General features: G+C 64.5%; 19 protein-coding genes. 13 read left to right on the top strand and 6 right to left on the bottom strand.

All coding sequences use genetic code 11. The features are described from left to right. The first annotated feature begins 46 nt into the window (after positions 1-46). The 7 genes from ugpA (at position 47) to PATSB16_RS02945 (ending at position 7,029) form a co-directional block, all read left to right on the top strand. The gene (gene ugpA, locus PATSB16_RS02975) at positions 47-943 is read left to right on the top strand and encodes a sn-glycerol-3-phosphate ABC transporter permease UgpA (protein WP_047212560.1); all 897 of its coding nucleotides are present in this window, start codon (positions 47-49) and stop codon (positions 941-943) included. Then, positions 940-1,785, top strand: a complete 846-nt coding sequence (gene ugpE / locus PATSB16_RS02970; RefSeq protein ID WP_047212558.1) for a sn-glycerol-3-phosphate ABC transporter permease UgpE — start codon at positions 940-942, stop codon at positions 1,783-1,785. Before ugpA ends, ugpE begins: the two co-directional genes overlap by 4 nt. Positions 1,786-1,848: 63 nt before the next feature. Further along, a complete protein-coding gene (locus PATSB16_RS02965) occupies positions 1,849-2,946 on the top strand; it encodes a sn-glycerol-3-phosphate import ATP-binding protein UgpC (protein WP_047212557.1) in 1,098 nt (365 codons plus the stop codon). Continuing rightward, on the top strand, positions 2,943-3,701 hold the full coding sequence (ugpQ, locus tag PATSB16_RS02960) for a glycerophosphodiester phosphodiesterase (RefSeq protein ID WP_047212555.1): 759 nt from the start codon (positions 2,943-2,945) through the stop codon (positions 3,699-3,701). The genes PATSB16_RS02965 and ugpQ overlap by 4 nt, the downstream gene beginning before the upstream one ends. Beyond that, complete coding sequence (locus PATSB16_RS02955; RefSeq protein WP_047212554.1) at positions 3,698-4,303, top strand: Maf family protein; 606 nt, start codon at positions 3,698-3,700, stop codon at positions 4,301-4,303. Before ugpQ ends, PATSB16_RS02955 begins: the two co-directional genes overlap by 4 nt. A 73-nt stretch (positions 4,304-4,376) precedes the next feature. Continuing rightward, the gene (rng, locus tag PATSB16_RS02950) at positions 4,377-5,846 is read left to right on the top strand and encodes a ribonuclease G (RefSeq protein WP_047212553.1); all 1,470 of its coding nucleotides are present in this window, start codon (positions 4,377-4,379) and stop codon (positions 5,844-5,846) included. 28 nt (positions 5,847-5,874) lie between these two features. Further along, entirely contained in the window at positions 5,875-7,029 is a 1,155-nt protein-coding gene (locus PATSB16_RS02945) for a cation diffusion facilitator family transporter (RefSeq protein WP_047212552.1), read from the top strand. Between the two features lie 22 nt (positions 7,030-7,051). Here the strand turns inward: PATSB16_RS02945 and PATSB16_RS02940 are convergent, their stop codons facing one another. Then, a complete protein-coding gene (locus PATSB16_RS02940) occupies positions 7,052-7,639 on the bottom strand; it encodes a peroxidase-related enzyme (protein ID WP_047212551.1) in 588 nt (195 codons plus the stop codon). Positions 7,640-7,660: 21 nt separating this feature from the next. Further along, a complete protein-coding gene (msbA, locus tag PATSB16_RS02935) occupies positions 7,661-9,403 on the bottom strand; it encodes a lipid A export permease/ATP-binding protein MsbA (RefSeq protein ID WP_047212550.1) in 1,743 nt (580 codons plus the stop codon). Positions 9,404-9,674: 271 nt separating this feature from the next. On the opposite strand from msbA, the gene recQ reads away from it, so the two are divergent. The 3 genes from recQ (at position 9,675) to PATSB16_RS02920 (ending at position 13,349) form a co-directional block, all read left to right on the top strand. Further along, positions 9,675-11,537, top strand: coding sequence for a DNA helicase RecQ (recQ, locus tag PATSB16_RS02930; RefSeq protein WP_169834634.1), 1,863 nt, complete (start codon positions 9,675-9,677; stop codon positions 11,535-11,537). Positions 11,538-11,703: 166 nt separating this feature from the next. Beyond that, positions 11,704-12,549: a glycosyltransferase family 2 protein gene (locus PATSB16_RS02925; RefSeq protein ID WP_047212549.1), complete on the top strand. Its 846-nt coding sequence runs from the start codon at positions 11,704-11,706 to the stop codon at positions 12,547-12,549. Beyond that, positions 12,546-13,349: a glycosyltransferase family 2 protein gene (locus PATSB16_RS02920; protein WP_418303883.1), complete on the top strand. Its 804-nt coding sequence runs from the start codon at positions 12,546-12,548 to the stop codon at positions 13,347-13,349. The genes PATSB16_RS02925 and PATSB16_RS02920 overlap by 4 nt, the downstream gene beginning before the upstream one ends. Before the next feature lie 51 nt (positions 13,350-13,400). Here the strand turns inward: PATSB16_RS02920 and dnaE are convergent, their stop codons facing one another. Then, a complete protein-coding gene (gene dnaE, locus PATSB16_RS02915; protein WP_047212548.1) occupies positions 13,401-16,865 on the bottom strand; it encodes a DNA polymerase III subunit alpha in 3,465 nt (1,154 codons plus the stop codon). A gap of 92 nt (positions 16,866-16,957) precedes the next feature. Here dnaE and PATSB16_RS02910 point away from each other — a divergent pair, with 92 nt between their 5' ends. Both PATSB16_RS02910 and gluQRS read left to right on the top strand, forming a co-directional pair. Next, positions 16,958-17,848 carry a sulfurtransferase gene (locus PATSB16_RS02910; protein ID WP_047216215.1) on the top strand — a complete coding sequence of 297 codons (891 nt, stop codon included), beginning with the start codon at positions 16,958-16,960 and terminating at the stop codon, positions 17,846-17,848. Positions 17,849-17,857: 9 nt separating this feature from the next. After that, a complete protein-coding gene (gluQRS, locus tag PATSB16_RS02905; RefSeq protein WP_156884572.1) occupies positions 17,858-18,772 on the top strand; it encodes a tRNA glutamyl-Q(34) synthetase GluQRS in 915 nt (304 codons plus the stop codon). A gap of 33 nt (positions 18,773-18,805) precedes the next feature. On the opposite strand, the gene PATSB16_RS02900 is transcribed toward gluQRS, so the two are convergent. The 3 genes from PATSB16_RS02900 to PATSB16_RS02890 all read right to left on the bottom strand — a co-directional run bounded on the left by PATSB16_RS02900 (position 18,806) and on the right by PATSB16_RS02890 (position 22,714). Next, the gene (locus PATSB16_RS02900) at positions 18,806-20,233 is read right to left on the bottom strand and encodes a DEAD/DEAH box helicase (protein ID WP_047212547.1); all 1,428 of its coding nucleotides are present in this window, start codon (positions 20,231-20,233) and stop codon (positions 18,806-18,808) included. A 263-nt stretch (positions 20,234-20,496) separates the two neighbouring features. Beyond that, positions 20,497-21,519, bottom strand: coding sequence for a bile acid:sodium symporter family protein (locus PATSB16_RS02895; protein ID WP_047212546.1), 1,023 nt, complete (start codon positions 21,517-21,519; stop codon positions 20,497-20,499). 196 nt (positions 21,520-21,715) lie between these two features. After that, positions 21,716-22,714 carry an MBL fold metallo-hydrolase gene (locus tag PATSB16_RS02890; RefSeq protein WP_047212545.1) on the bottom strand — a complete coding sequence of 333 codons (999 nt, stop codon included), beginning with the start codon at positions 22,712-22,714 and terminating at the stop codon, positions 21,716-21,718. A gap of 202 nt (positions 22,715-22,916) precedes the next feature. Here PATSB16_RS02890 and PATSB16_RS02885 point away from each other — a divergent pair, with 202 nt between their 5' ends. Further along, a complete protein-coding gene (locus PATSB16_RS02885; RefSeq protein ID WP_335645852.1) occupies positions 22,917-24,536 on the top strand; it encodes a methyl-accepting chemotaxis protein in 1,620 nt (539 codons plus the stop codon). The last annotated feature ends 2 nt before the right edge of the window (positions 24,537-24,538 follow it).

Below are 24,538 nucleotides of genomic sequence, written 5' to 3'. Positions count from 1 at the left end.
GGCGGGGCCGGCGGCCCCGCCGTCGCGCCCACCAAGATCGAAGACCATGACGCAAACCTCCCGCGAGCGCCCGCGCTTTGGCACCGGCTGGCTGCCCTACGCCCTGGTGGCGCCACAGATGCTGATTACCGTGATCTTTTTCCTGTGGCCGGCCGGCGAGGCGCTGTGGCAATCGACCTCATCGCAGGACGCGTTCGGCCTCTCCACGCGGTTTGTCGGTCTGAGCAATTTCACCGCGCTGATCCACGATCCGCTTTATCTCGCCTCATTCAAGACCACCATGCTGTTCAGCGGCATGGTGACCTTTTTCGGCCTGACCATCTCGCTGCTGCTCGCGGCGATGGCCGACCGCGTCACCCGCGGCGCGCGCCTGTACCAGACGCTGCTGATCTGGCCCTATGCGGTGGCCCCGGCGATTGCCGCGGTCATGTGGGCATTTCTGTTCAACCCCAGCATCGGCATCGTGGCCTACGCGCTGGGCAAGCTGGGCATCGTCTGGAATCACGCGCTCAACGGCGGACAAGCGATGTTCCTGGTGGTGCTGGCCTCGGTGTGGAAGCAGATCAGCTATAACTTCCTGTTTTTCTACGCCGGCCTGCAGGCGATCCCGCGCTCGCTGATCGAAGCCGCCGCGATCGACGGCGCAGGCCCGGTGCGCCGCTTCTTCGCCATCGCGCTGCCGCTGCTCTCGCCGACCACGTTCTTTCTGCTGGTTGTGAATCTGGTCTACTCGTTCTTCGACACCTTTCCGGTGATCGATGCGGCCACCGGCGGCGGGCCCGGGCAGTCGACCGATACGCTGATCTACAAGATCTATTCCGAAGGTTTTCAGGGGCTCGACCTCGGCAGTTCGGCCGCCCAGTCGGTGATCCTGATGAGTATCGTCATCGTCCTGACGGTGATCCAGTTCCGTTTCGTCGAACGCAAGGTGCAATACGCATGATCGAAAATCGCAAGGGACTCGATCTGTTCTGTCACGCCATGCTCATCGCCGGCGTGCTGATGGTGGTGTTTCCACTGTATGTCGCGTTCGTCGCGGCCACCATGAACGAGACGCAGATCTTCAACGTGCCGCTGTCGTTGATTCCAAGCACCCACCTGCTGCACAACATCGCGACGGTCTGGCGGCAGGGCGCGGGCGATGCGGCAACCCCGTTCGGCATGATGCTGGGCAACAGCCTGATCATGGCGCTGGCGATCACCTTCGGCAAGATATCAGTATCGATCCTGTCGGCCTATGCGATCGTCTATTTTCGATTCCCGCTGCGCAACCTGTTTTTCTGGCTGATTTTCATCACGCTGATGCTGCCGGTCGAGGTGCGCATCTTCCCGACCGTGCAGGTCATTTCCGATCTGCACATGATCAACACGTACGCCGGCCTGACCGTACCCCTGATCGCCTCGGCCACCGCCACCTTTCTGTTCCGGCAATTTTTCATGACGTTGCCGGACGAACTGATCGAAGCCGCCCGCATCGACGGGGCCGGTCCGATGCGCTTCTTCTTCGACGTCGTGCTGCCGCTGTCCAAGACGAACATCGCGGCGCTGTTCGTGATCACCTTCATCTACGGCTGGAATCAGTACCTGTGGCCGATTCTGGTAACCAACGCACCCAATATGACGACCGCCGTGATCGGCATCAAGAGCATGATCGGCGGCGGCGATACGGCAACCCAGTGGCAATTGGTGATGAGCGCCACGCTGCTGGCGATGCTGCCGCCGCTGCTGGTGGTCATCGTGATGCAACGGTGGTTCGTCAAAGGCCTGGTGGATACCGAAAAATGACCGCCGCCCCTGCCCTGCTCCCGCACCACTCTTTCTCGCCCGACTCCCGGTAATTTCAGCGCCATGGCAAAACTCACGCTCAGCGATGTCAAGAAATCCTACGATGGCAAGCATTTCGTTCTGCACGGCATTGACATCGCCATCGACGACGGCGAATTCGTCGTAATCGTCGGCCCGTCCGGTTGCGGCAAATCGACGCTGCTGCGCATGGTGGCCGGTCTCGAGAGCGTCACCGCCGGCGACATTCACATTGGCGAGAAGCGTGTCAACACGCTCGAGCCCAAGGATCGGGACATCGCCATGGTATTTCAGAACTACGCGCTGTATCCGCACATGGACGTGTTCGCCAACATGGCTTATGGCCTGAAGATCCGGCGCATGGATCAGGCCACCATTCGGCAGCGGGTCGAGAGTGCCGCGCGCATCCTGGAGCTCGAACCGCTGCTCGGGCGCAAGCCTCGCGAGCTCTCGGGGGGCCAGCGCCAGCGGGTGGCGATGGGGCGCGCCATCGTGCGCGAACCGGCGGTTTTCCTGTTCGACGAGCCGCTCTCGAACCTCGACGCCAAACTGCGTGTGCAGATGCGCCTGGAAATCAAGCGGTTGCACGCACGGCTCGCGACCACCAGCCTGTACGTCACGCACGATCAGGTCGAGGCCATGACGCTGGCCAGTCGGGTGATCGTGATGAACCAGGGGCACGCCGAACAGATCGGCACGCCCGTGGAGGTCTATGAGCGCCCCGCCACGCTGTTCGTCGCCAGCTTCATCGGCTCGCCGGCGATGAATCTGCTGCGCGGGCGCATCGACGACCAGGGCAAATGCTTCGCCGTGGCTGGCGGCGGCCCGGCCTTGCCGCTGCCGCAATCGATGCCGGCGCTGGCCGGGCACGAACTGGTGCTGGGCGTGCGGCCCGAGCACCTGCTGCCCGCCAGAACAACCCAGGCCGGCCAGAGCGGCGTCGCGCCGATCGAGCTGCCGGTGGACACCTGCGAGCTGCTGGGAGCGGACAATCTCGCGCACGGCCGATGGGGCGACCAGGACGTGATCGTGCGCTTGCCCCACGAACTGCGGCCGGGTGCCGGTGAAGTGCTGCCGCTGGCCCTGCCGGCTGGCAACCTGCATATTTTCGATGCCGACAGCGGCAAAAGGATCGAAGCATGAACCGCCCCGCGCCCACCGCTTGGCCTTATCCGCGCATCGTCGCGCATCGCGGCGGCGGCACGCTGGCGCCGGAAAATACCCTGGCGGGGTTCGATACCGGTGCACGCCTGGGCCTGCGCATGGCCGAATGCGACGCCAAGCTGTCGTCCGACGATGTGGTCTTCCTGTTGCATGACGACACGGTGGACCGCACCAGCAATGGCCATGGCGCGGCCGCCGCAATGCCCTATCGGGCAATTGCCGCACTCGATGCCGGCGCCTGGTTTTCGGCAGCCTTTGCCGGCGCGACGATGCCCACGCTCGAGGCGGTGGCCCGGCGCTGTGCCGAACTGCGCATGGCCATCAATATCGAGATCAAGCCCTGTCCTGGCCGCGACACCGAGACCGGCCGCATCGTCGCAACCCAGGCCGCCGTGCTTTGGCGGGATCAAACGGCGCCGCTGCTGTCGTCGTTTTCCTACGCGGCACTGGCCGCGGCAGCCAGCGCCGCGCCCGACCTGCCACGCGGATTGCTGTTCGAAGCGGTACCGCCCGACTGGCGCGAGCAATGCCGGAGTCTGGCCTGCGTCTCGCTGCATGCCAGTCATCGCCACCTCAGCGCCGAGCTGGTCGGGCAGATCAAGGCTGCCGGTTTGTATCTGCTGGCCTATACTGTCAACGAACCCGACCGCGCCCGGGAACTTGCCCGCTGGGGCGTCGATGCGATCTGCACTGATCGCATCGACCTGATCGGCGCCGATTTTCTCGTCTCATGACCGTGCCATCGATTTACGTTGCCTCGCAAAGCCCACGCCGCCAGGAATTGCTGCGGCAGTTTGGCGTCAGCTACGAATTGCTGCTGCCCGCCAATGACGAAAACGCCGAGAGCCTGGAAACGGTCCTGCCCGGCGAGCCGCCGGACAATTACGTGCAGCGGGTATGCCTGCTCAAGGCGCAGGCCGCGATCGCACGGGCCAGCCGGCGGCAACTACCGCCGGCGCCGATTCTGACAGCCGACACTACGGTATGCCTGGACGGCACGATTCTGGGCAAGCCCTTCGACGACGCCGACGCCCGCGCGGTGCTGGCGCGCCTGTCCGGCACGCGGCACCGCGTGCTGACCGCCGTGGCCATCACCACCGACGCACGCACGTTCCACGCGTTGAGCATCTCGCATGTCTGGTTTCGTCCGCTGCGCCAGGACGAAATCGAGCGCTACGTGGCCAGCGGCGAGCCGATGGGCAAAGCCGGCGCGTATGGCATTCAGGGCAAGGCGGCCGAGTTCATCATGCGCATCGACGGAAGCTATTCCGGTATCATGGGCTTACCGTTATATGAAACCGCCGCGTTGCTGCGCCAGGTCGGCGTCGACTTCTGAACGACCCCAGGCAGCCCCTGGACGCACCGACAGGCCGCGGAAAAAATAAAGCCCATTCAGCGCCCACCCCCTTATGAACGAAGATATTCTGGTCAACATTACCCCGCAGGAGACGCGGGTGGCCCTCATGCAGTTGGGCGCGGTCCAGGAACTGCACATCGAGCGCACGCTGTCGCGCGGCCTGGTGGGCAACATTTATCTGGGCAAGGTCGCGCGCGTGCTGCCAGGCATGCAATCGGCCTTCATCGACATTGGCCTGGAGCGCGCGGCCTTTCTGCACGTGGCCGATATCTGGCATCCGCGCAACGACCATGACGGCGCGGGCAGCCCACCCCAGCCGCCGATCGAGAAAATGGTCTTCGAGGGCCAGACTCTGATGGTGCAGGTCATCAAGGACCCCATCGGCACCAAGGGTGCGCGCCTTGCCACGCAAATCAGCATCGCCGGCCGAACGCTGGTGTATCTGCCGCAGGAACCGCATATCGGCATCTCTCAGCGCATCGAGAGCGAGGCCGAGCGCGAAGCGCTGCGCAGCAAGGTGCAGAGCCTGGTGCCGCCCGACGAGAAAGGCGGCTTCATCGTGCGCACCATCGCCGAGGACGCGGCCGACAGCGAGTTGTCGAACGACATCGATTATCTGCGCAAGACCTGGGAAACGATTCAATGGCAAGCCACGCGCGTGCCGGCGCCGGCCCTGCTGCATCAGGACCTGAACCTGGCCCAGCGCGTGCTGCGCGATTTCGTGCATGAAGAGACCGGCAAGATCCTGGTCGACTCGCGCGAGACTTTCCAAAAATTGACCGAGTTCGCCGCGGTCTACACGCCGGCGGTGCTGAGCAAGCTCTGTCACTATACCGGCGAGCGGCCGCTGTTCGATCTCTATAGCGTCGAGACCGAAATCGAGCGCGCGCTGTCGCGCCGTGTCGATCTGAAATCGGGCGGCTACCTGATGATCGACCAGACCGAAGCGATGACGACCATCGACGTCAACACCGGCGGCTATGTCGGCGCGCGCAATTTCGACGACACGATCTTCAAGACCAATCTCGAGGCGGCGCAGATGATCGCGCGCCAATTGCGACTGCGCAACCTGGGCGGCATCATCATTCTCGACTTCATCGACATGGTCAATGTCGAGCATCGCGAATCCGTATTGGCCGAGCTAAAAAAAGCCCTGGCGCGCGATCGCACGCGCATCACCGTCAATGGTTTCTCACAGTTGGGACTGGTCGAGATGACCCGCAAGCGCACCCGCGAGTCGCTCGCACACGTGCTGTGCGAGCCTTGCCCGGTGTGCGCCGGCAAGGGCCAGCTGAAAACCCCGCGCACGGTGTGCTATGACATCCTGCGCGAAATCCTGCGCGAATCGCGCCAGTTCAATCCGCGCGAGTTTCGCCTGGTGGCCGCGCAAAGCGTGGTCGACCTCTTTCTGGAAGAGGAATCGCAGCATCTGGCGATGCTGTGCGACTTCATCGGCAAGCCCGTGTCACTGCTGGTCGAAACGACCTTCAGCCAGGAGCAATACGACATCATTCTGATGTAGTCTTGCCGCAGCCCCCCAACCTTTCGACATGACTTACAGCGACAAACAAGCCGTTGCCAGCCGCATCACCTGGGTCAGCATCTGGGTCAACATCGGGCTCACACTGCTGCAACTGGTGGTCGGCACGCTGGCGCGCTCCCAGGCCTTGATCGCCGACGGCGTGCATTCGCTGTCGGACCTGGTGTCGGACGGGGTAGTGCTGGCCGCCAACCACGGTAGCGGTCGCGGGCCCGACGATGAGCACCCGTACGGGCATAACCGCTATGAAAACGTCGCCTCGCTGTTTCTCGGCGTGATTCTGCTGGTGGTCGGCGCAGGCATGCTGTGGCGTGGCGGCGAGCGCCTGCTCGACACCTCGCAGATCCCCGCGGTGCACGTGTCCGCGCTGATCGTTGCGATGGCGGTGCTGGTCGCCAAGGAGACCCTGTTTCGCTACATGCTGCGCGAAGCGCAGCGGGTTCGCTCGGCAATGCTGGTGGCCAACGCCTGGCATGCGCGCTCGGATGCGGCGTCATCGCTGGTGGTGGCCATCGGCATCGCCGGCAATTTGGCGGGCTGGCGCATGCTGGATCCGATCGCCGCCGGCGTGGTCGGCATCATCGTCGGTCACATGGGCTGGCGCTTCACGTGGGACTCGCTGCAGGACCTGATCGACCGCGGTTTGAGCGAGGAAGCGATCGAGGGTATCCGCAACCGTCTGCTGGGCACCGCGGGGGTGCATGGCATCGACGCGCTGCGCACTCGCAAGATGGGCGACTCGGCAGTCGTCGACGTGCATATCCTGGTCGACTCGCGAATTTCGGTATCCGAGGGGCACTACATCGCCGAGCAGGCGCGCGCCAACGTGATGCAGGACCCGCTGGTGCTCGACGTGTTGGTGCACGTCGACCCCGAGAGCGATGCACAGGGCACCGGGGAGGTCGCGCTGCCCTCTCACGCCGAGCTGCTCGCCGCCGTGCAGTCGTTGTGCGCCGCGCATCGCCTGTCGGTTTCAGGAATCAATCCACACTACCTGGAGGGTGCGGCCGAACTCGACATCTATCTCGGCGCGAGTGCCCGGTTCCCATCTCCGGCAGTATGCAGCGCTATCAGCGAGGCGCTGCAGGAACGCTTCGGATTGCGCGGCGTGCGCGTGTTCGCGCGGGTCGAGGGCCAAGCACCGACGCAGGTCTCGCCGGGCTGAACTGCAGGCCGCCCGCGCTGCGTCATTTCTGTTTGGGAACGCGCCCCATCAGGAAGAATTCGTCGTTCGGGCGCATCGAAATCACGTTGGCGATGCGGTTCGACATGCCGAAGAACGCGGTGATTGCCGCGATGTCCCAGATGTCTTCGTCGCTAAAGCCATGAGCGCGCAGCGCGTCGAAATCAGCTTCGTCGACGGCGCCCGACTGCTGGCAGACCTTCATCGCGAAAGCCAGCATGGCGCGCTGGCGCGGCGTGATGTCCGCCTTCAGATAATTTACCGCAAGCTGGTCCGCCAATAGCGGCGCCTTTTCGTAGATGCGCAGGATCGCGCCATGGGCGACCACGCAATACAGGCAATCGTTGGCACCGCTGGTCGCGACCACGATCATCTCGCGCTCGCCCTTGCTCAGCCCGCCGTCCTTGAGCATCAGCGCATCGTGATAGGCAAAGAATGCGCGGAACTCGTCGGGCCGGTGCGCCAGCGTCAGGAACACATTGGGCACGAAGCCCGCCTTCTCCTGAACCTCCAGAATGCGAGCGCGGATGTCTTCCGGCAGGGTATTGACGTCGGGTACGGGGTAGCGGCTGATCGGTGCGGCACGGGTCATCGAGTTGTCTCCTGGGGTGGCCTACGCATCGCGGCGCGCAAACTGAATGCCGTGCAAATGCGCGTAGATTCCGTTACGGGCCAGCAGTTGCTGGTGCGTTCCCTGCTCGACGATTTTGCCATGCTCGAGCACGAGAATGCGGTCGGCGCGCTCGACGGTGGACAGGCGATGCGCGATCACCAGCGTGGTGCGGCCCCGCATCAGCACTTCGAGCGCCGCCTGCACATGGCGCTCGGATTCGGAGTCGAGCGCGGAGGTGGCTTCGTCGAGAATCAGGATTGGCGCATCCTTGTAGATCGCGCGGGCAATCGCCAGACGCTGGCGCTGGCCGCCCGACAGGCGCATGCCGTTGTCGCCGATCATCGTCCTTACCCCGTCGGGCATCGCCTGCACGACGTCGCGCAGGTTCGCCGCCGCCAGCGCGGCATCGACGCGGGCCGCATCGATCTCCTGCCCATAAGCGACATTGGCGGCGATAGTGTCGTTGAACAGCACGACGTCCTGGCTGACGAAGGCGATCTGGCGGCGCAGGTCGGCCAGACGGAATTCCTGGATCGGCACATCGTCCAGGCGAATCTCGCCGGCCGTCGGATCGAAAAAGCGCGGCAGCAGATTGACCAGCGTGGTCTTGCCGCTGCCCGAAGGCCCCACCAGGGCGATCATCTCGCCAGGCGACACTTCGAAGCTGACGTCGCGCAGCGCGACCGTATCGAGCCCGTACCGGAAGTCCACGTGTTCGAACGCCAGTTGCCCGCGCGCGTGTTCCAGCGGGTGCGGGCCACCGGCTGATTCGATCGGCTCGTCCATCAGCCGGAAGATCATCTCGGCGGCTATCACGCCGCGTTGCAGCGGCTGGTTGACGTCGATCAGCCGCTTGAGCGGCGAGACCACCAGCAGCATTGCCGTGACAAACGCAACGAACCCGCCCACCGTGGTCTGATTGCTGGCCGACTGGATCATCGCGAAGGTGATGACGATCGCCAGGGCGATCGAGGCAAGCATCTGCGTGAGCGGCTGCGCCAGCCCGCCCGCGATGGTCATGCGCATCGCGTAGCCGCGCAGCGTCGCGGTCATCGCATCGAACCGGCGCGTCTCATACGCCTCGCCGTTGTGAATCTTGACCACCTTGTAGCCGCCCGCAGCCTCTTCGACCACGTAGGACAACGCATTCGTCAGATTCTGGTTTTCGCGGTTCAGGCGGCGCAGGCGACGATTGATCTTGCTGACCAGGAAACCGATGATCGGCATGATCGCGGCGACCACCAGCGTCAGGCGCCAATTCAGGTAAAAGAGATAGCCGAGCAACCCGACCACGGTGAGGAAATCGCGCACCATCGTGATCAGCACGCCGGTGAGTACCGACAGCACCTGATTGACTTCGAAGACGATCGAGTTGATCAGTGTGCTGGTCGTCTGGCGCTGGAAGAACGCGGCCGGCGCATGCAGCATGCGCTCGAACATGCGCACGCGCAGATCCAGCAACACGTGGTTAGAGACCCACGAAAGCAGATAATTGGAACTGTACTGAGCCAGCCCGCGCAACACCGCCAGGCCGACGATCGCGGTTGGCACGAACCACAATGCGCTGGGATGCTTGGTGCCGAACCCCTTGTCGAGCACCGGCTTGAGCACCGCGGGAATCGCAGCCTCGGATGCCGCCACCAGCGCCATCGCAAAAATCGCAAGCAGGCCCATTCCCCAGTAGGGACGCAAGTAACCATATAAGCGCCTCAGTACCTTGCTTGCGGGCGGGGGAGCGTTCATGTATATCCGGACAATGGCAAACCGGTATTCTAAACCAGCCACTCGCGAGCACCGTATATCCCCACGCGATCGGCAAAGCACGGCGTCGCCGGCCGTTGTCCACAGATTTTGTGGACAGCCCTGTGCATAACTTCCGGCGCACCGACAACTGGCGGGCTCGCCAGGCCGACGCGCCCGGCGCAGGCGCATGGCTGTCGCATCCGGTACGGTCGCGACGTCGGCAATGCGGCATTTGAAGTCTCGCCAAACATAAATTCAGTGTATGCCGACCATGTTCGCCAAGGCGCCGGCCGGTATACTGCGGGCCATGGCAACCGCACTCGATCTTCTCCGCACCGTTTTTGGCTACAACGCATTTCGCGGCGATCAGGCCGATATCGTCGAGCACCTCGCGCAAGGCGGCGATGCGCTGGTGCTGATGCCCACCGGCGGCGGCAAGTCGCTGTGCTACCAGATTCCAGCGCTGCTGCGCGCGGGCACCGGCATCGTGGTGTCGCCGCTGATCGCGCTGATGCAGGACCAGGTGGACGCGCTGCTGCAAGCCGGCGTGCGCGCCGCCTATCTGAACTCGAGCCTGGCGGGCGATGCAGCCGCCGACGTCGAGAGGCGTCTGATGCGCGGCGAGCTCGATCTGCTTTATGTGGCGCCTGAGCGCCTGTTGACCGACCGCTTCCTCGGCCAGCTCGACCGCCTCGACCAACAGAATCGCATTGCCCTGTTCGCGATCGACGAGGCGCACTGCGTGTCGCAATGGGGGCATGACTTCCGCCCCGAATACATTCAACTCTCGGCGCTGCACGAGCGTTATCCGGCAGTACCCCGCATCGCCCTGACGGCAACCGCCGACACGGCCACGCGCGACGAAATCCGCGTGCGGCTGGGGCTGGAAAACGCGCGCGTTTTCGTCGCCAGCTTCGATCGGCCCAATATCCGTTACGAAGTCGTCGACCGCGACAATCCCCGCCGTCAATTGCTGACGTTTCTCGCTCGCCATCGCGGCGAAGCCGGCATCGTCTACTGCCTGTCGCGCAAGAAGGTCGAGGAAACCGCCGACTGGCTGCAAGCCCAGGGGATCGCGGCATTGCCCTATCACGCGGGCTTGGACGCCGAACTCCGGCGCACCCATCAGCAGCGCTTTCTGCGCGACGAGGGGCTGGTAATGGTGGCCACGGTCGCCTTCGGCATGGGCATCGACAAGCCCGACGTGCGCTTCGTGGCGCATCTGGATTTACCCAAGAGCCTCGAGGCCTATTATCAGGAGACCGGCCGAGCCGGGCGCGACGGCGAACCGGCCGAGGCCTGGATGACCTACGGCCTGAACGACGTGGTGGTGCATCGCGGCCGCATCGACGAGTCGGCCGCACCGGAGACGCAAAAACGGATCGAGCGGCAAAAACTCGATGCCATGCTGGCCTATTGCGAGGCGGCCCGCTGTCGCCGCGCCGTGCTGCTCGACTACTTCGGCGAGACCAGCGCGCCGTGCGGCAATTGCGACGTCTGCCTGAATCCGCCAGAGGTATGGGACGGCACGGTGGCCGCGCAAAAAGCGCTGTCGGCGATTTTGCGCACCGGCCAGCGCTTCGGTGCCGGCCACCTGATCGATCTGCTGCGCGGCCGTGCCACCGACAAAATCCGCCAGTTCGGCCATGAAGCCCTGCCCACCTTCGGCGTCGGCGCGGAGCTGGACGACACCGGCTGGCGCGCGGTGTTTCGTCAATTGCTGGCGCATACCATTATCGAAGCCGATGCCACGCGCTATGGCGCATTGATTCTGAACCCGGCCGCGCGGCCGGTGCTCAAGGGCGAGCGGCGGCTGGATTTTCGCCGCCAGCGCACGCCGGCCGGCAAAGCGGCAGCCAGACGCGGCCGGCTGGCCGGCTATGGCGAGAGTAGCGCGCATGAAGAACTCGACATCGCCGATCAGCAAGTCTTCGAGCGCTTGCGGCAATGGCGGCAGGAAACCGCCCGCACCCAGCAGGTGCCGGCCTATGTGATCCTGCACGACCGCACCCTGCGCGAGCTGGCCCAGCGTCGCCCGGCCGGCCAGGACGCTCTGTCCGAGATATCGGGCCTGGGCGTGGCGAAGATCGAGCGTTATGGCGAGGCGTTGCTCAAGGTGCTCGCCGAGACCTAGCCCGGGGCGCGGCGGGTTGCGAGGCGGTTGCAGTATACTCGGCTCGCCTGCGTGATTTGCCCCGCACGCCCTGCGCTTGTTCGACCCGAGCCGATTTCGAGACGATGCCATACACCACCATTTCGCCAGCCGGCGCGCACCGCGGCAACCCAAGTTTTCGAACCCAATGACCCGCCCAGGACGCATCTCACTGGTCATCACGACGTACAACCGCCCGGATGCGCTGGCGGCGGTGTTGCGCGCCTGCCTGGACCAGACCGATCAAAACTGCGAGTTGATCGTGGCCGACGACGGATCCACCGAGGACACCGCCGCGCTCGTCGAAGCCATTCGCGCCGCGGCGCCAGTGCGCGTGGCTCACGTCTGGCAGCCGGACGAGGGGTTTCGCGCGGCGGCCATTCGCAACAAAGGCATTCTGGCGGCCCAGGGCGACTACGTGGTGTTTCTCGACGGCGACTGCGTGCCACAGCGCACCTTCGTCGCCACGCATCGCCGCTTGGCAGAAGCGGGGCGTATCGTGACCGGCAGCCGGATTCTGCTCGATGAGCCGCTCACGCGGCGGCTGCTCGACGAAGGCGCCGCGATCCAGCGTTTGCCACTGTCTTTTTGGTTCGCTCAGCGGCGCGAGCGGCACATCAATAAGGCGCTCCCGCTGCTGGGTTTTGAGGCCATGCCGCTGCGACGCTGGAAACCGACCAGCCTGCGCGGCATCAAGACCTGCAACCTGGGTGTGTGGCGCGACGATCTCGAGGCCATCAACGGCTTCGACGAAACCTTCGTAGGCTGGGGACACGAGGACGCCGACCTGGTTGCCCGGCTCTACAACTACGGAGTGCGCCGCACCCGCGGATATTTCGCCACGGAGGTCTTTCATTTGTGGCACCGCGAAGCACCGCGCGAACGCGAGCGCGGCAACTATGAAACCGTGCAGGCGCGGCTGCGCAGCGGACAGTATCTCGTCGAGCATGGCATGCGGCCCGGCGCGGATCTTCAGGATACCCATCGATCATGAACAACGGCCCCCAGAACGCCAGCGCGCCGAGCCGCGCACCTGCGACGAAGCTGCCATTGAGCGTGATCGTCACGACGCTCAACGAACGCACCAACATCACGGCATGCCTGGCATCGGTCGAGCCGATCGCCGCCGAGATGATCGTGGTCGATTGCGGCAGCACCGATGGCACCGTGGAGCTCGCCCGCGAGGCAGGCGCCACGGTGCACGTCACGCCCGACTGGCCGGGCTTCGGCCCGCAGAAAAATCGGGCACTTGCTCTGGCCACGCAACCGTGGATCCTGTCGATCGACGCCGACGAACGCCTGAGCCCGGCGCTGGCCGGCGAAATCGCCGACGCGGTGAGCCAGGCGCGTCATGCCGGCTATGAAATACCCCGCCTGTCGCAGTTTTGCGGCCACTGGGTTAGGCATTCCGGCTGGTATCCGGACTACGTGCTGCGCCTGTTCAAGCGCGGCGCCGGCCGCTTCAGTGATCACCTGGTTCACGAGCGGGTGCTGGTCGATGGAACTCTCGGCCGCTTGCACGAGCAATTGCTTCACTACAGCTACACCACCATGGCCCAAGTCCAGGAGAAGAGCGCGCGTTACGCGAAGGCGGGTGCGGAGGAGCTGTTCCGGCGAGGCGTCAAGGTTTCACCGCTGACGCCCTGGTACAAGAGCGGCTGGGCATTCGTGCGCGCTTTCGTGCTGCAGCGCGGCTTCATGGACGGCTGGGCGGGGTTCGCGATCAGCCGCTCTCACGCGCATACCACGTATTCGAAATACCAGCAGCTCCGGGCGCTGCGCCGGCAGCCCTGATCGTTGCCGCCTCCCGCTCGAGTAACCGTGCGGGCGGCGGCGCGCCAGGCGTCAATACACCAGTTCCACGGCCGCCGGACTCAGCCACGAAGTCAATTCCGCAAGCAGTTCGTCACCAGGCTGGACCTTCCAGTCGTCGCCCAGCCTCGATTCGCACTCCGCGTCGGCCCGCGCATAGCGAATGTGCACCGGTAAGCCGCTGGCGCCGGCGCCATTGGCACCCATGCGGTAGATCGCGCAATGCGGCTGCAATACCGCGCGCAGGCGCAGCGGGTCGGCATTGCCATTGAAAGACAGGCGCAGTGCGCGGGCATAACGCGCCCGCGCCGCGCCGAGATCCATGACCGATTCGGTGGTAAAGCGCAGACCGCCGGTGAAGCTGTCGTGCCGGGCGTTGCCCTGCACGATCAGCAGTTCGTCTTCCTTGAAACAATGGCGATGCGCCTCGTATTGCTCGTTGAACACGGTGACTTCGATCTGGCCCGTGCCGTCGTCGAGCAGGGCGATCAGCATCTTGCCCCGTTGCGTCATCTGCGTGCGCATGCTGGTGATGACGCCGGCGATCAGCTTGTCGCGGCCCTCGCTCAGATCGCCCAACTTGATGCGTACAAAGCGGCGCACCTCGTCGCGATAGGCATCGAACAAATGGCCGGAGAGATAAAAACCCAGCGCGGTCTTCTCTTCCTGCAGCTTTTTCTTGTCGGGCCAGGCCGGCTCGTCGACCAGTTCGATCGGCGCATGCAGGTTTTCGCCGTCGGCCAGATCGAACAGGCTGACCTGATTGGCCGAGGCGCTGGCCTGCTCGGCCGCTTCCATCGCCAGGCCGACCGAGGCCATCAATTGCGCGCGATTCGGATTGAGCAGGTCGAAGGCCCCGGCGCGAATCAACGCCTCGACGGTGCGCCGGTTGACCACACGGCGGTCGATACGTGCGCAGAAGTCGAACAGATCGGTAAAGGGTTTGTCCGCGCGCGCGCGCAGAATGTCTTCGATCGCGCTCTGGCCGCTGCCCTTGATGGCGCCCAGGCCGTAGCGCACGGTTTTCGCATCGGCCGGCTCGAACCGGTAGGCCGACACGTTGACGTCGGGCGGCAGCACCGCGAGACCGTTGGCCAGGCAATCCTCGTAGAGAATCTTGACCTTGTCGGTGTCGTCCATCGCCAGGCTCATATTGGCCGCCATGAATTCGGCCGGATGGTGCGCCTTGAGCCAGGCTGTGTAGTACGCCAGCAACGCATAGGCGGCCGCGTGCGACTTGTTGAAACCGTAGCCGGCGAATTTTTCCATCAAGTCGAAAATTTCGTCGGCCTTTTCGGCGGAGAGGCCATTCTTGGCGGCCCCATCGCGAAACAATTCGCGATGCTTGGCCATTTCCTCGGCCTTTTTCTTGCCCATCGCGCGGCGCAGCAAGTCGGCGCCGCCCAGCGAGTAGCCGCCGATGATCTGCGCCATCTGCATCACCTGCTCCTGGTAGACCATGATGCCGTAGGTCTCCTTGAGCACCGGCTCGACGCGCGGATCGGGATACTCGGTGCGCTCGCGGCCATGCTTGCGGGCACAGAAGCTCGGAATCAGATCCATCGGGCCGGGACGATACAGCGCTACCAGCGCGATGATGTCCTCGAAGCGATCGGGCTGGGCGTCCTTGAGCATGCCCTGCATGCCTCGGCTTTCCAGCTGGAACACGGCCACCGTGTTGGCCTTTTTGAGCATGCCGAATGCTTGCGGATCATCCAGCGGCACCTGGGCGAGCGACCAGTCGGCCATCTCGGGGTGCAGCCGCTTGATATAGCGTTCGGCCCAGTTCAGGATGGTCAGCGTGGTCAAGCCCAAAAAGTCGAACTTCACCAGGCCGACGGCCTCCACGTCGTCCTTGTCGTATTGGCTGACAACCCCGCCGTCCTCGCCCTGCGTGTACAGCGGGCAGAAGTCCGTCAGCTTGCCCGGGGCGATCAGCACGCCCCCGGCGTGCATGCCGACGTTGCGGGTGAGGCCCTCGACGCGCTGCGCCAATTCCATCAACTGGCGTACTTCGTCTTCGGCGGCGAAGCGCTCGGCCAGCAGCGGCTCCTCCTTCATCGCATCGTCGAGCGTGACGTGCTTGCCCGGCTTGAACGGAATGAGCTTGGCCACACCGTCGACAAAGTTGTAGCCGAGGTCGAGCACGCGGCCGACGTCGCGCACCGCGGCCTTGGCCGCCATCGAGCCGAACGTGGCGATCTGCGAGACCGCATCGGCGCCGTACTTTTCCTTGACGTATTGAATGACGCGGTCGCGCCCGTCCTGGCAGAAGTCGATATCGAAGTCGGGCATCGAGACCCGCTCCGGATTCAGGAAGCGTTCGAACAGCAGGTTGTAGCGCAGCGGATCGAGGTCGGTAATGCCCAGCGCGTAGGCCACCAGCGAACCGGCCCCGGAGCCCCGCCCCGGCCCGACCGGCACGCCGTTGTTCTTGGCCCAGTTGATGAAGTCGGCGACGATCAGGAAGTAGCCCGGGAATCCCATCTTGATGATCGTGCCGGTCTCGAACGTCAGTCGCTGCTCATACGCAGCTCGCTGCGCCTCGCGCTCAGCCGGGTCGGGATAGAGTTGCGCGAGACGTACTTCCAGCCCATCCTTGGCCTGCTGCACCAGATAGTCGTCGAGCGACATGCCGTCGGGTGTCGGAAACAGCGGCAGCTTGGGCTTGCCCAATTCGAGCGTCAGATTGCAGCGCTTGGCAATTTCGACGGTGTTGGCCAGCGCCGACGGAATATCGGCGAACAACGCGCACATGTCATCCTGCGTGCGGAAGTATTGCTCGGCGGTAAACCGCTTGACGCGGCGCGGGTTCGCCAGCATCTCGCCCTCGGAGATACACACGCGCGCCTCGTGCGCGGTGAAGTCGTCCGGCGTCATGAACTGGATCGGGTGCGTGGCAACCACCGGCAACCGCAGCGTCGATGCCAGCATCACCGCCTGCTGGATATATTGCTCGGTGCCGGGCAGGCCGGCTCGCTGCAGTTCGATATAGAACGCACCGGGAAAAACGCGCGCCCAATGCTCGGCATGGCGCCTCGCGGCATCGGCGTTGCCGGCCGCGATGGCTTGCCCGATATCGCCCAACTGAGCGCCGGACAAGGCCAGCAAACCGTCGGCCATGCCGCCCTGCTCGAACCATGCCGGGTCGATCTCGGCTTTGCCGCGCGACTGGTTGGTCAGCCACGCCCTGGTGAGCAATTGGCACAGGTTGAGATAGCCGGCGCGATTTTTCACCAGCAACAGCAGGCGCGACGGTTTGTCGCGCTCGGCGTGGTTGGTGATCCAGGCATCGCAGCCGATGATCGGCTTGACACCCCGGCCGCGGGCCTCCTTGTAAAAACGAATGGCCCCGAACAGATTGGCCAGATCGGTCAGCGCGAGCGCGCCCTGCCCGTCGGCGGCCGCCGCCTCGACGGCGGCGTCGACGCGCGCGATACCGTCGGCGATCGAGTATTCGGAGTGGAGGCGAAGGTGGAGATAGCGTGGTTCGGACATCCGGCTATTGTACTCTGCCCCCCTTGCGCCGAGGTCAGCCGGAACGCGCTTTGAGCGATAATAGCGAATCATTCGCGAACGCTTCATTCACCATGTCCATCGTCAATATCGCGGCGTATAAATTCATCGCGCTCGAGAACCCCGCCGCCATGCGCGAGCCGCTGCTCACGCTATGCGAATCGCTCGAACTCAGGGGCACGATCCTGCTCTCGCCGGAGGGCATCAACCTCTTTTTGGCCGGCGCCGGCCAGAGCATCGGTGCGTTCCTCGCGCATCTGCGTGCCGACGAGCGCTTCGCCGACATGCCGGTCAAGGAGAGCCTGTCGCCCGAGCAGCCGTTCCGGCGCATGCTGGTCAAGCTGAAAAAAGAAATCATCACCATGCGCATGCCGGTGATTCGGCCGGCCGAGCGGCGCGCGCCGGTGGTCGATGCCGCCACGCTCAAACGCTGGCTCGACCAGGGGCACGACGACGCCGGACGCGAGGTCATGCTGCTCGACACGCGCAACGCCTTCGAGGTCGACGTGGGCACCTTCGAGGGTGCGATCGACTACCGCCTGCACAAATTCTCCGAGTTCCCCGAGGTAATCGCCGCGCGCCGCGCCGATTTCGCCGGCAAGACCGTCGTGTCGTTCTGCACCGGCGGCATCCGCTGCGAGAAGGCCGTGCTGCACATGGAGAACATCGGCATGGACCACACCTACCAGCTCGAGGGCGGCATCCTGAAATATTTCGAGGAGGTCGGCGGCGCGCATTACCGGGGGGACTGCTTCGTGTTCGACTATCGCACGGCGCTCACGCCGAGTCTCGCGCCCGCGCCGGCCGTGCAGTGCTTCGCCTGTCGCGCGGTGGTCACCGCCGAGCAGCAGCAATCGCCGGATTACGTGCCGGGCGAGCGCTGCCCGCATTGCGCCGGCCAACCCGCCAGCGGCGAGCAGCGCACTGGCCGGGCGGCGCGGCAGACACAGGCCGATCCGGCCTGAGCGGCACACATGGCCAGCGCACGGCCCCTGACGTCCCGTTACCGGGGGCGCTTCGCTCCGTCGCCCACCGGGCCGCTGCATCGCGGCTCGCTCGTCACCGCGCTGGCCAGTTATCTGGATGCCCGCGCACACGGCGGCAAATGGCTGATCCGCATCGAAGACCTGGACGAGCCGCGCTGCCTGCCGGGCATGGCCGAAGATATTCTCGACACGCTGGCTGCGGTGGGCATGCGCCCGGATGAGCCTGTGAGCTGGCAGCACCGGCGCGTCGCCCATTATCAGGCAGCGTTCGATGCACTCGATGCCCAGGGACTGATTTACCCCTGCGGTTGCACGCGCCGCGAAATCGCCGACTCGCTGGCCAACACCCGCGCGCGTCACACGACGCTGGCCTATCCCGGCACCTGCCGCAACGGCCTGCAAGGCAAAGCCCCTCGGGCGTGGCGGTTGCGCGTGCCGGACGGCGACGCCGCGATTATTTCATTTACCGATCGCTGGCTCGGCCAGCAGCGGCAAAACCTTGCTACCGAGGTTGGAGATTTCGTGCTCAAGCGCGCCGACGGGCCCTGGGCATATCAATTGGCGGTGGTGGTCGACGACGCCGAGGCCGGCATTACCGACGTCGTGCGAGGCGCCGATCTACTCGATTCGACCGCGCGTCAGATCTATTTGCAGCAATGTCTGAAGATGCCCGTACCAGGCTATATGCACGTGCCGCTGGTATTGGCGCAGGATGGCGAAAAACTCAGCAAGCAAAACGGCGCCCAGCCGCTCGATCGCAGCGCACTGCTGTCGGAGTTGGCGTGGGCAGCTCGTTTTCTCGGGCTGCCGATGACAAGTGATAGCGCTGCTACCCTGGAACGCTTTTATGAATGCGCGATCGCCGCGTGGGGTCAGCGCTGGGTGACATGCTCGCCGGCGTGATTCGCATCGCGGCGCCGATGGCTGCGCGATGCTTCAGTCGCGCGGCGTCTTGAGCGGTACGCCGCCCAGCAGCGCGGCCAGCTGGCGCTTGGGCGGCTTGGGCGATGCCGGTTCGGAGGTTGCCTTGACGTCAGCGGCCTCATCCTCTTTGGCCGGCGCGGGCTCATACGGCTTGTAAAAAATCTCGTCCTCGGGGGCGACATGCCGCGGCCGCGTCGAGCGCGGCGGGCGGCGCTCGAAGCTGCCCGAGCGCCCATTGCGCCGCTCCTCCCCATCGCGCTCGTGATAAGCCGAAGTACGCGTGAGTTGCAGCTGCCCGCGCGGGATGTCCCGTTTGATCAGCTTCTCGATTTCGACCAGATGCTTGCGCTCGTCCGGCGCGCACAGCGAGATCGCTTCGCCCGAGGCGCCGGCGCGGCCAGTGCGGCCGATCCGGTGCACGTAGTCTTCCGGGTTGTAGGGCAAGTCGTAATTGATCACGCCGGGCAACTCGGCGATGTCCAGGCCACGCGCGGCCACGTCGGTGGCCACCAGCGCGGCGATACCGCCCTGCTTGAAAGCCTCGAGCGCCTGCATTCGTTCGGCTTGCGATTTATCGCCGTGAATCGCCGCCGTGACCACGCCATCGCGCTCCAGTTGGCGCGCCAGGCGGCTCGCGCCGATCTTGCTGTTGACGAATACGATCACCTGTTTGAGATCGCGCTCCCGCAGGAGTTGTACAACGGCCGCGCGCTTGTCGTCTTCGGCCACTTCGTACACCACTTGCTGCACGTTCTCGGCCGTCGCGTTGCGCCGCGCCACCTCGATCGTGACGGGGTCGCGCAAATAACTGGCGGCCAGTTTTTTGATTTCGCCGGAGAAGGTCGCGGAAAACAGCAGGGTCTGGCGCGATTTGGGCAGCAGGTTGAGGATGCGCTGCAAGTCGGGCAGAAAGCCCATGTCGAGCATCCGGTCGGCCTCGTCGAGCACCAGGATCTGCACCTGGCCAAGATCGACAGTGCGTTGCTGTACATGATCCAGCAGCCGCCCCGGCGTGGCGATCAGGATCTCCACGCCGCGTCGCAATTCTGCCTCCTGGGCGCGCATGTCGACGCCGCCGAACACAACCGTGCTGCGCAATGCCGTGTGCTGCGCATAACCGCGCACGTTGTCGGCCACCTGATCGGCCAGCTCCCGGGTCGGCGTCAGAATCAACGCTCGCACCGGGTGCCGCGCCGGCGAGGTGCTGGTGCTGGCGTGCGCCAGCAGGCGCTGAATGATCGGCAGCGAAAAACTGGCGGTCTTGCCGGTGCCGGTCTGTGCCGCGCCCATCACGTCGCGCCCGGCCAGCACGATAGGAATGGCCTGCGCCTGGATCGGGGTGGGTTGCGTGTAGCCCTGGTCGGCCACCGCACGCAGGATATCGGAATGCAGCCCGAAGCTGTCGAAGCCGGCGGTGGGAACAGCATTCACATCAGACATGGGCGAATTTCTCTGGCAAAAGAACGAAGTGGTAGCACGGTCACGCCGCGCAAAGCATTGTCACGAAGATAGTCTGGCTGGCGCAGAAGGCGCCCAGGATCACTGGAACGAGCGCGATGCAAGCAGCACATTCATGCAGCGAGGACCTCGCCATTGCGGTGGCGGCAGCCCTCGGAAAGATAAAAATCAGGCAGATTCTAGCACTTTGGGAGAAACATCGTATGGTAGCCGGCCAATATCGCTTTCCCGCCGGCCCCGCCACGCTATCGAGCGGACGTCTGTTCCCCGCGGTGCGGCTTCGGTCCGACCGTCGCCTGCCGCCTGGCCTGATCGACTGCGAAACGGCGCGCCAGCACTGCGCACACCATCAATTGCAACTGGTGAAACAGCATCAGCGGCAACACGATGACGCCGACCGTGCTGCCGGCAAACAGCACGTTGGCCATCGGGATACCGCTGGCCAGACTCTTTTTCGAGCCGCAGAAGATGATGGTGATCTCATCTTCGCGATTGAAACCGAGATAGCGGCTCGAAAAGGTCGTGAACGTCAGCATCAGCCCGAGCAGAATCGCGCATGCGAGCAGCAGGCCGCCAAGCGCCAGCAGCGGTATTTGATGCCATAGCCCGCCGATCACCGCGGCGCTGAAAGCCGTATAAACCACCAGCAGAATCGAGCCTTGGTCAACCACCTTGAGGACGATCTTGTGCCGATCGACCCACCCGCCGATCCAGCGGCGCAGCACCTGCCCCGCCACGAAAGGCAGCAGCAGCTGCAGCACGATCTTGCCGATCGAATGAAGCTCGCTGCCCGGGCCGCCATGGTGCAGCACCACCAGGCTGACCAGCAGCGGGGTGATGAAGATTCCGAACAGGCTCGACCCGGACGCGCTGCAGATCGCCGCCGGCACATTGCCGCGCGCGATCGACGTGAACGCAATGGCCGATTGCACGGTAGCCGGCAAGGTGCACAGGAACAGCAGTCCGATGTATAGGGTCGGCGTTATCAGCAGCAGAAACAGCGGCTTGAGCAGCAGCCCCACCAGCGGAAAGACCGCGAAAGTGCTGAGAAACACCAGCAAGTGCAGTCGCCAGTGCGTAGCCCCGGCCAGCACGGCCTCGCGCGACAATTTCGCGCCATGCAGGAAAAACAGCGCCGCGATGGCGAAGCTGGTCAAGACTTCGAACACCTTGCCGAGCTCGCCCCGGCAGGGCAAGACGCTTGCGATCGCCACGGTGGCGACCAGCATCAGGGTGAAGTTATCTGGGAGAAAACGGGGGCGGGCCATCACAATCTCGAATTACGGACTCACGCCGCGATGCGCGGCGTCATGCAAGCAAAATGTCCCCTTCGAGCAGCGCGAATGGGGGTACGGGCCGCATTACAGCGCAAAGGCGTTTGAAATGCAAATGCATTTAAAACGTCGATTTATACGTTTTTTGCATTAAACGTGCGACGCACCGCCCCTTGGGCAAGCCAGCAGCCTAGGGGCGAACCTCCCTTGTTTCGCCGTGCTGCAGAATCCAGAAACGCGACGGCGGCAGTTGCTGCGCATGCAGCGCTTCGAGCAGCTTGCGCGGCGGCTCGTCGAGCGGCTCGTCGGTCAGGTGGAAGGTGCCCCAGTGAATCGCCAGACCCTGACGGGTGCGTGTATCTTGCAAAATCCTGACCGCTTCGTCCGGATTGACGTGCTGTGCGCGCATGAACCAGCGCGGCTCGTAGGCGCCGATCGGGATGGCCGCCAGGTCGATGCCGCCGAAGTGCGCGCCGATCGCCTTGAATTCGTCGCAATAGGCGGTGTCGCCGGTGAACAGGAAGCGAAAATCCGTCCATTCCGCGACCCAGCCGCCCCATAGCGTGCGGTTGATGTCGCGCAGACTGCGGCGGCTCCAGTGCTGGGCCGGCACCAGGTGCATGCGCGCGGTGCCCAGCGTCGCATGCTGCCACCAGTCGAGCCCGATGACCGGGCCGATGCCTCGCCGCAAGAGCCAGTCGTGCAATCCCAGAGGGGCGAAAAAGGTCGGCGCGCCGCCGGCCTGGCGGGCCAGCGCGCGCAACGTCGGCAAATCGAGATGATCGTAATGGTTGTGCGAAAGCAACACCGCATCGATGCGCGGCAGCCGGTCGAGCCCCGGCGTAGCGGGCACCAGCCGACGCGGGCCCAGAAACGGCAATGGCGAGGCGCGCTCGCTGAAAATCGGATCGGTCAGTAGGTTCAACCCGCCGGCTTGCACCAGCACCGTGGCATGCCCGACCCAGGTCACCAGCGGCTCGGGGCCCGGGCGCCACACCTGCGGCAACGCCTCGGCCACCGGCAAGTCCGGGATGGCGCGCCCGCCGGCGCTGCCTTGCCGCGCACGCCAGCGGTCCCATTGCCAGCGCCAGAAACTTCCCGAGCGCGCAATCCGCTGCCGGTTGCGGAAACGCCCGTCCCGGGCATCGCGCGGCGCGCCGGTGCGCGGTGGTAACTCTGCGGAATTCATGATTTATGCCTCAGGCGAAAAAGTCGTATCAGTGTACTCAGACAACAGTGGCCGACAAAAAACACGGCGCCATTAAAGCCGTTGTCACAAAGACATCCCATAGTGCGAAGCGGGGCATTTTTACGGGGAAAATATGCAACACCTGAGTCTAAACAAAAAACTATGGCTCGCCTTGGCAGTCGTTTGGTGCGGTTTGATCGTGATGATCGCTTGGGGTGTCATGACGGCCCGCAGCACCATGCTCGACGAGCAGCGCAATACGCTCAAAAGCATGATTCAGGCGGCCAATAGCATTGTCGCCACCTACGAGGAGTTTTCCACCAGCTATGCGATGACGCCCGACGACGCCAAACGCGAGGCGCTGGCCCAGTTGCGCTCGATCCGCTATGGCAAGGACGGCTATATCACCGTGAGCGACGCGCGGCCCGTGGTGCTGATGGATTCCGTCGACGCAAGCCTGGAGGGCAAGCCGGCCGCCAAAGTCAAAGACAAGCGCGGTACCGCCGTGTTCAGCGCAATCGCCAAGGCAGGCGACCAAAAGGGCGGCGGCTTCGTCGAGTACTTCTGGCCCAAGCCAAGTGGCGGCAAGCCGATCGAAAAGCTTACTTACGTTCGGTACTTCAAACCGTGGGGCTGGTACCTGAGCACCGGTGTCTATCTGGATGACGTCGCCGCGGCCTCGCGTTTGGCCCTGCTGCGCGCCGCCGGACTCGCCCTGGCTGTCGGGCTGGCAGTCACGGCGGTGATGCTGGTTATCATCCGCAACGTCAAGCGCAGCCTCGGCGGAGAGCCGACCTACGCGGCGGGCGCGGCCGAGCGCATCGCAGACGGGGACTTGCGCCAACCCGTCGAGACGAGGAGCGACGACCGGCGCAGCATGCTCTATGCGATGCGCCGCATGCAGCAAAATCTGGTGGGCATCGTGGCCCGTATCCAGACCGCCAGCGCAGCGATTACGCATGCTGCCGGCGATATCAGCCAGGGCAATGCCGCTCTGGCCACGCGCACCGAAGAACAGGCCGCGTCGCTCGAAGAGACGGCCGCGAGCCTCGAACAACTGACCGCCAGCGTGCGGCAGAACGCCGAGCACGCCACGCAGGCCAGCCAGTTCTCGGCCGGTGCGTCGGCCACGGCCTCGCGCGGCGGCAAGGCGGTCGGCGATGTAGTCGAGACGATCAACGAAATTGCCAGCAGTTCAAAGAAAATCGGCGAAATTACCGGATTGATCGAAAGCATCGCGTTTCAGACCAATATTCTGGCGCTCAACGCCGCGGTCGAAGCCGCCCGCGCCGGCGAACATGGGCGAGGCTTTGCGGTGGTCGCCGCAGAAGTGCGCGCGCTGGCACAACGCTCGGCGGCAGCGGCCAAGGACATCAAGGAACTGATCGCGCAAGCCTCCGGCAAGGTCGACGCCGGCACCCGGCTGGCGGCGCAAGCCGGCGGCACGATGCAGGAGATCGTCACGGCGGTGCAGCGCGTGAGCAGCCTGATGGACGAGATTGCCGCGGCCACCGTCGAGCAGAGTCATGGGATCGAGCAAGTCAATCAGGCGGTCATGCAAATCGACATGACGACCCGCCAGAACGCCAATCTGGTCGAGGATACTCGCGCTGCGGCGCAAGCGCTCGAGGCACAAGCCGGACAATTGCACGCGGCGGTCGCGCTGTTTCGTATCGATCAGGGCGCGGCGTCCCCCCTTGCCATCGACACGGCGCAGGCGCCCGACCAAGCATCCGCCAGCGTGCCGAGCGACGCCCCGTTGGCGGCGCCGCCGGCGCAGGAGATCAGGCCGTTGCGGCTGGCCACCGCACGACGCGCTTGAGA

Origin of the sequence: Pandoraea thiooxydans, from assembly GCF_001931675.1 — a bacterium.
Classification (GTDB): Bacteria; Pseudomonadota; Gammaproteobacteria; order Burkholderiales; family Burkholderiaceae; genus Pandoraea; species Pandoraea thiooxydans.
The sequence above is the reverse complement of the archived record's forward strand: the minus strand, read 5'-3'. Positions and strand labels throughout refer to the sequence as shown.

Excerpts from the sequence above, each read along its gene's own strand:
- PATSB16_RS02940 (WP_047212551.1), bottom strand. The coding sequence starts at position 7,639 with ATGACCCGTGCCGCACCGATCAGCCGCTACCCCGTACCCGACGTCAAT.
- dnaE (WP_047212548.1), bottom strand. The coding sequence starts at position 16,865 with ATGTCCGAACCACGCTATCTCCACCTTCGCCTCCACTCCGAATACTCG.
- PATSB16_RS02965 (WP_047212557.1), top strand. The coding sequence starts at position 1,849 with ATGGCAAAACTCACGCTCAGCGATGTCAAGAAATCCTACGATGGCAAG.
- PATSB16_RS02895 (WP_047212546.1), bottom strand. The coding sequence starts at position 21,519 with ATGGCCCGCCCCCGTTTTCTCCCAGATAACTTCACCCTGATGCTGGTC.
- PATSB16_RS02890 (WP_047212545.1), bottom strand. The coding sequence starts at position 22,714 with ATGAATTCCGCAGAGTTACCACCGCGCACCGGCGCGCCGCGCGATGCC.
- PATSB16_RS02945 (WP_047212552.1), top strand. The coding sequence starts at position 5,875 with ATGACTTACAGCGACAAACAAGCCGTTGCCAGCCGCATCACCTGGGTC.
- ugpA (WP_047212560.1), top strand. The coding sequence starts at position 47 with ATGACGCAAACCTCCCGCGAGCGCCCGCGCTTTGGCACCGGCTGGCTG.
- gluQRS (WP_156884572.1), top strand. The coding sequence starts at position 17,858 with ATGGCCAGCGCACGGCCCCTGACGTCCCGTTACCGGGGGCGCTTCGCT.
- PATSB16_RS02955 (WP_047212554.1), top strand. The coding sequence starts at position 3,698 with ATGACCGTGCCATCGATTTACGTTGCCTCGCAAAGCCCACGCCGCCAG.
- rng (WP_047212553.1), top strand. The coding sequence starts at position 4,377 with ATGAACGAAGATATTCTGGTCAACATTACCCCGCAGGAGACGCGGGTG.
- msbA (WP_047212550.1), bottom strand. The coding sequence starts at position 9,403 with ATGAACGCTCCCCCGCCCGCAAGCAAGGTACTGAGGCGCTTATATGGT.
- PATSB16_RS02925 (WP_047212549.1), top strand. The coding sequence starts at position 11,704 with ATGACCCGCCCAGGACGCATCTCACTGGTCATCACGACGTACAACCGC.
- PATSB16_RS02900 (WP_047212547.1), bottom strand. The coding sequence starts at position 20,233 with ATGTCTGATGTGAATGCTGTTCCCACCGCCGGCTTCGACAGCTTCGGG.
- PATSB16_RS02920 (WP_418303883.1), top strand. The coding sequence starts at position 12,546 with ATGAACAACGGCCCCCAGAACGCCAGCGCGCCGAGCCGCGCACCTGCG.
- recQ (WP_169834634.1), top strand. The coding sequence starts at position 9,675 with ATGTTCGCCAAGGCGCCGGCCGGTATACTGCGGGCCATGGCAACCGCA.
- PATSB16_RS02885 (WP_335645852.1), top strand. The coding sequence starts at position 22,917 with ATGATCGCTTGGGGTGTCATGACGGCCCGCAGCACCATGCTCGACGAG.
- ugpE (WP_047212558.1), top strand. The coding sequence starts at position 940 with ATGATCGAAAATCGCAAGGGACTCGATCTGTTCTGTCACGCCATGCTC.
- ugpQ (WP_047212555.1), top strand. The coding sequence starts at position 2,943 with ATGAACCGCCCCGCGCCCACCGCTTGGCCTTATCCGCGCATCGTCGCG.
- PATSB16_RS02910 (WP_047216215.1), top strand. The coding sequence starts at position 16,958 with ATGTCCATCGTCAATATCGCGGCGTATAAATTCATCGCGCTCGAGAAC.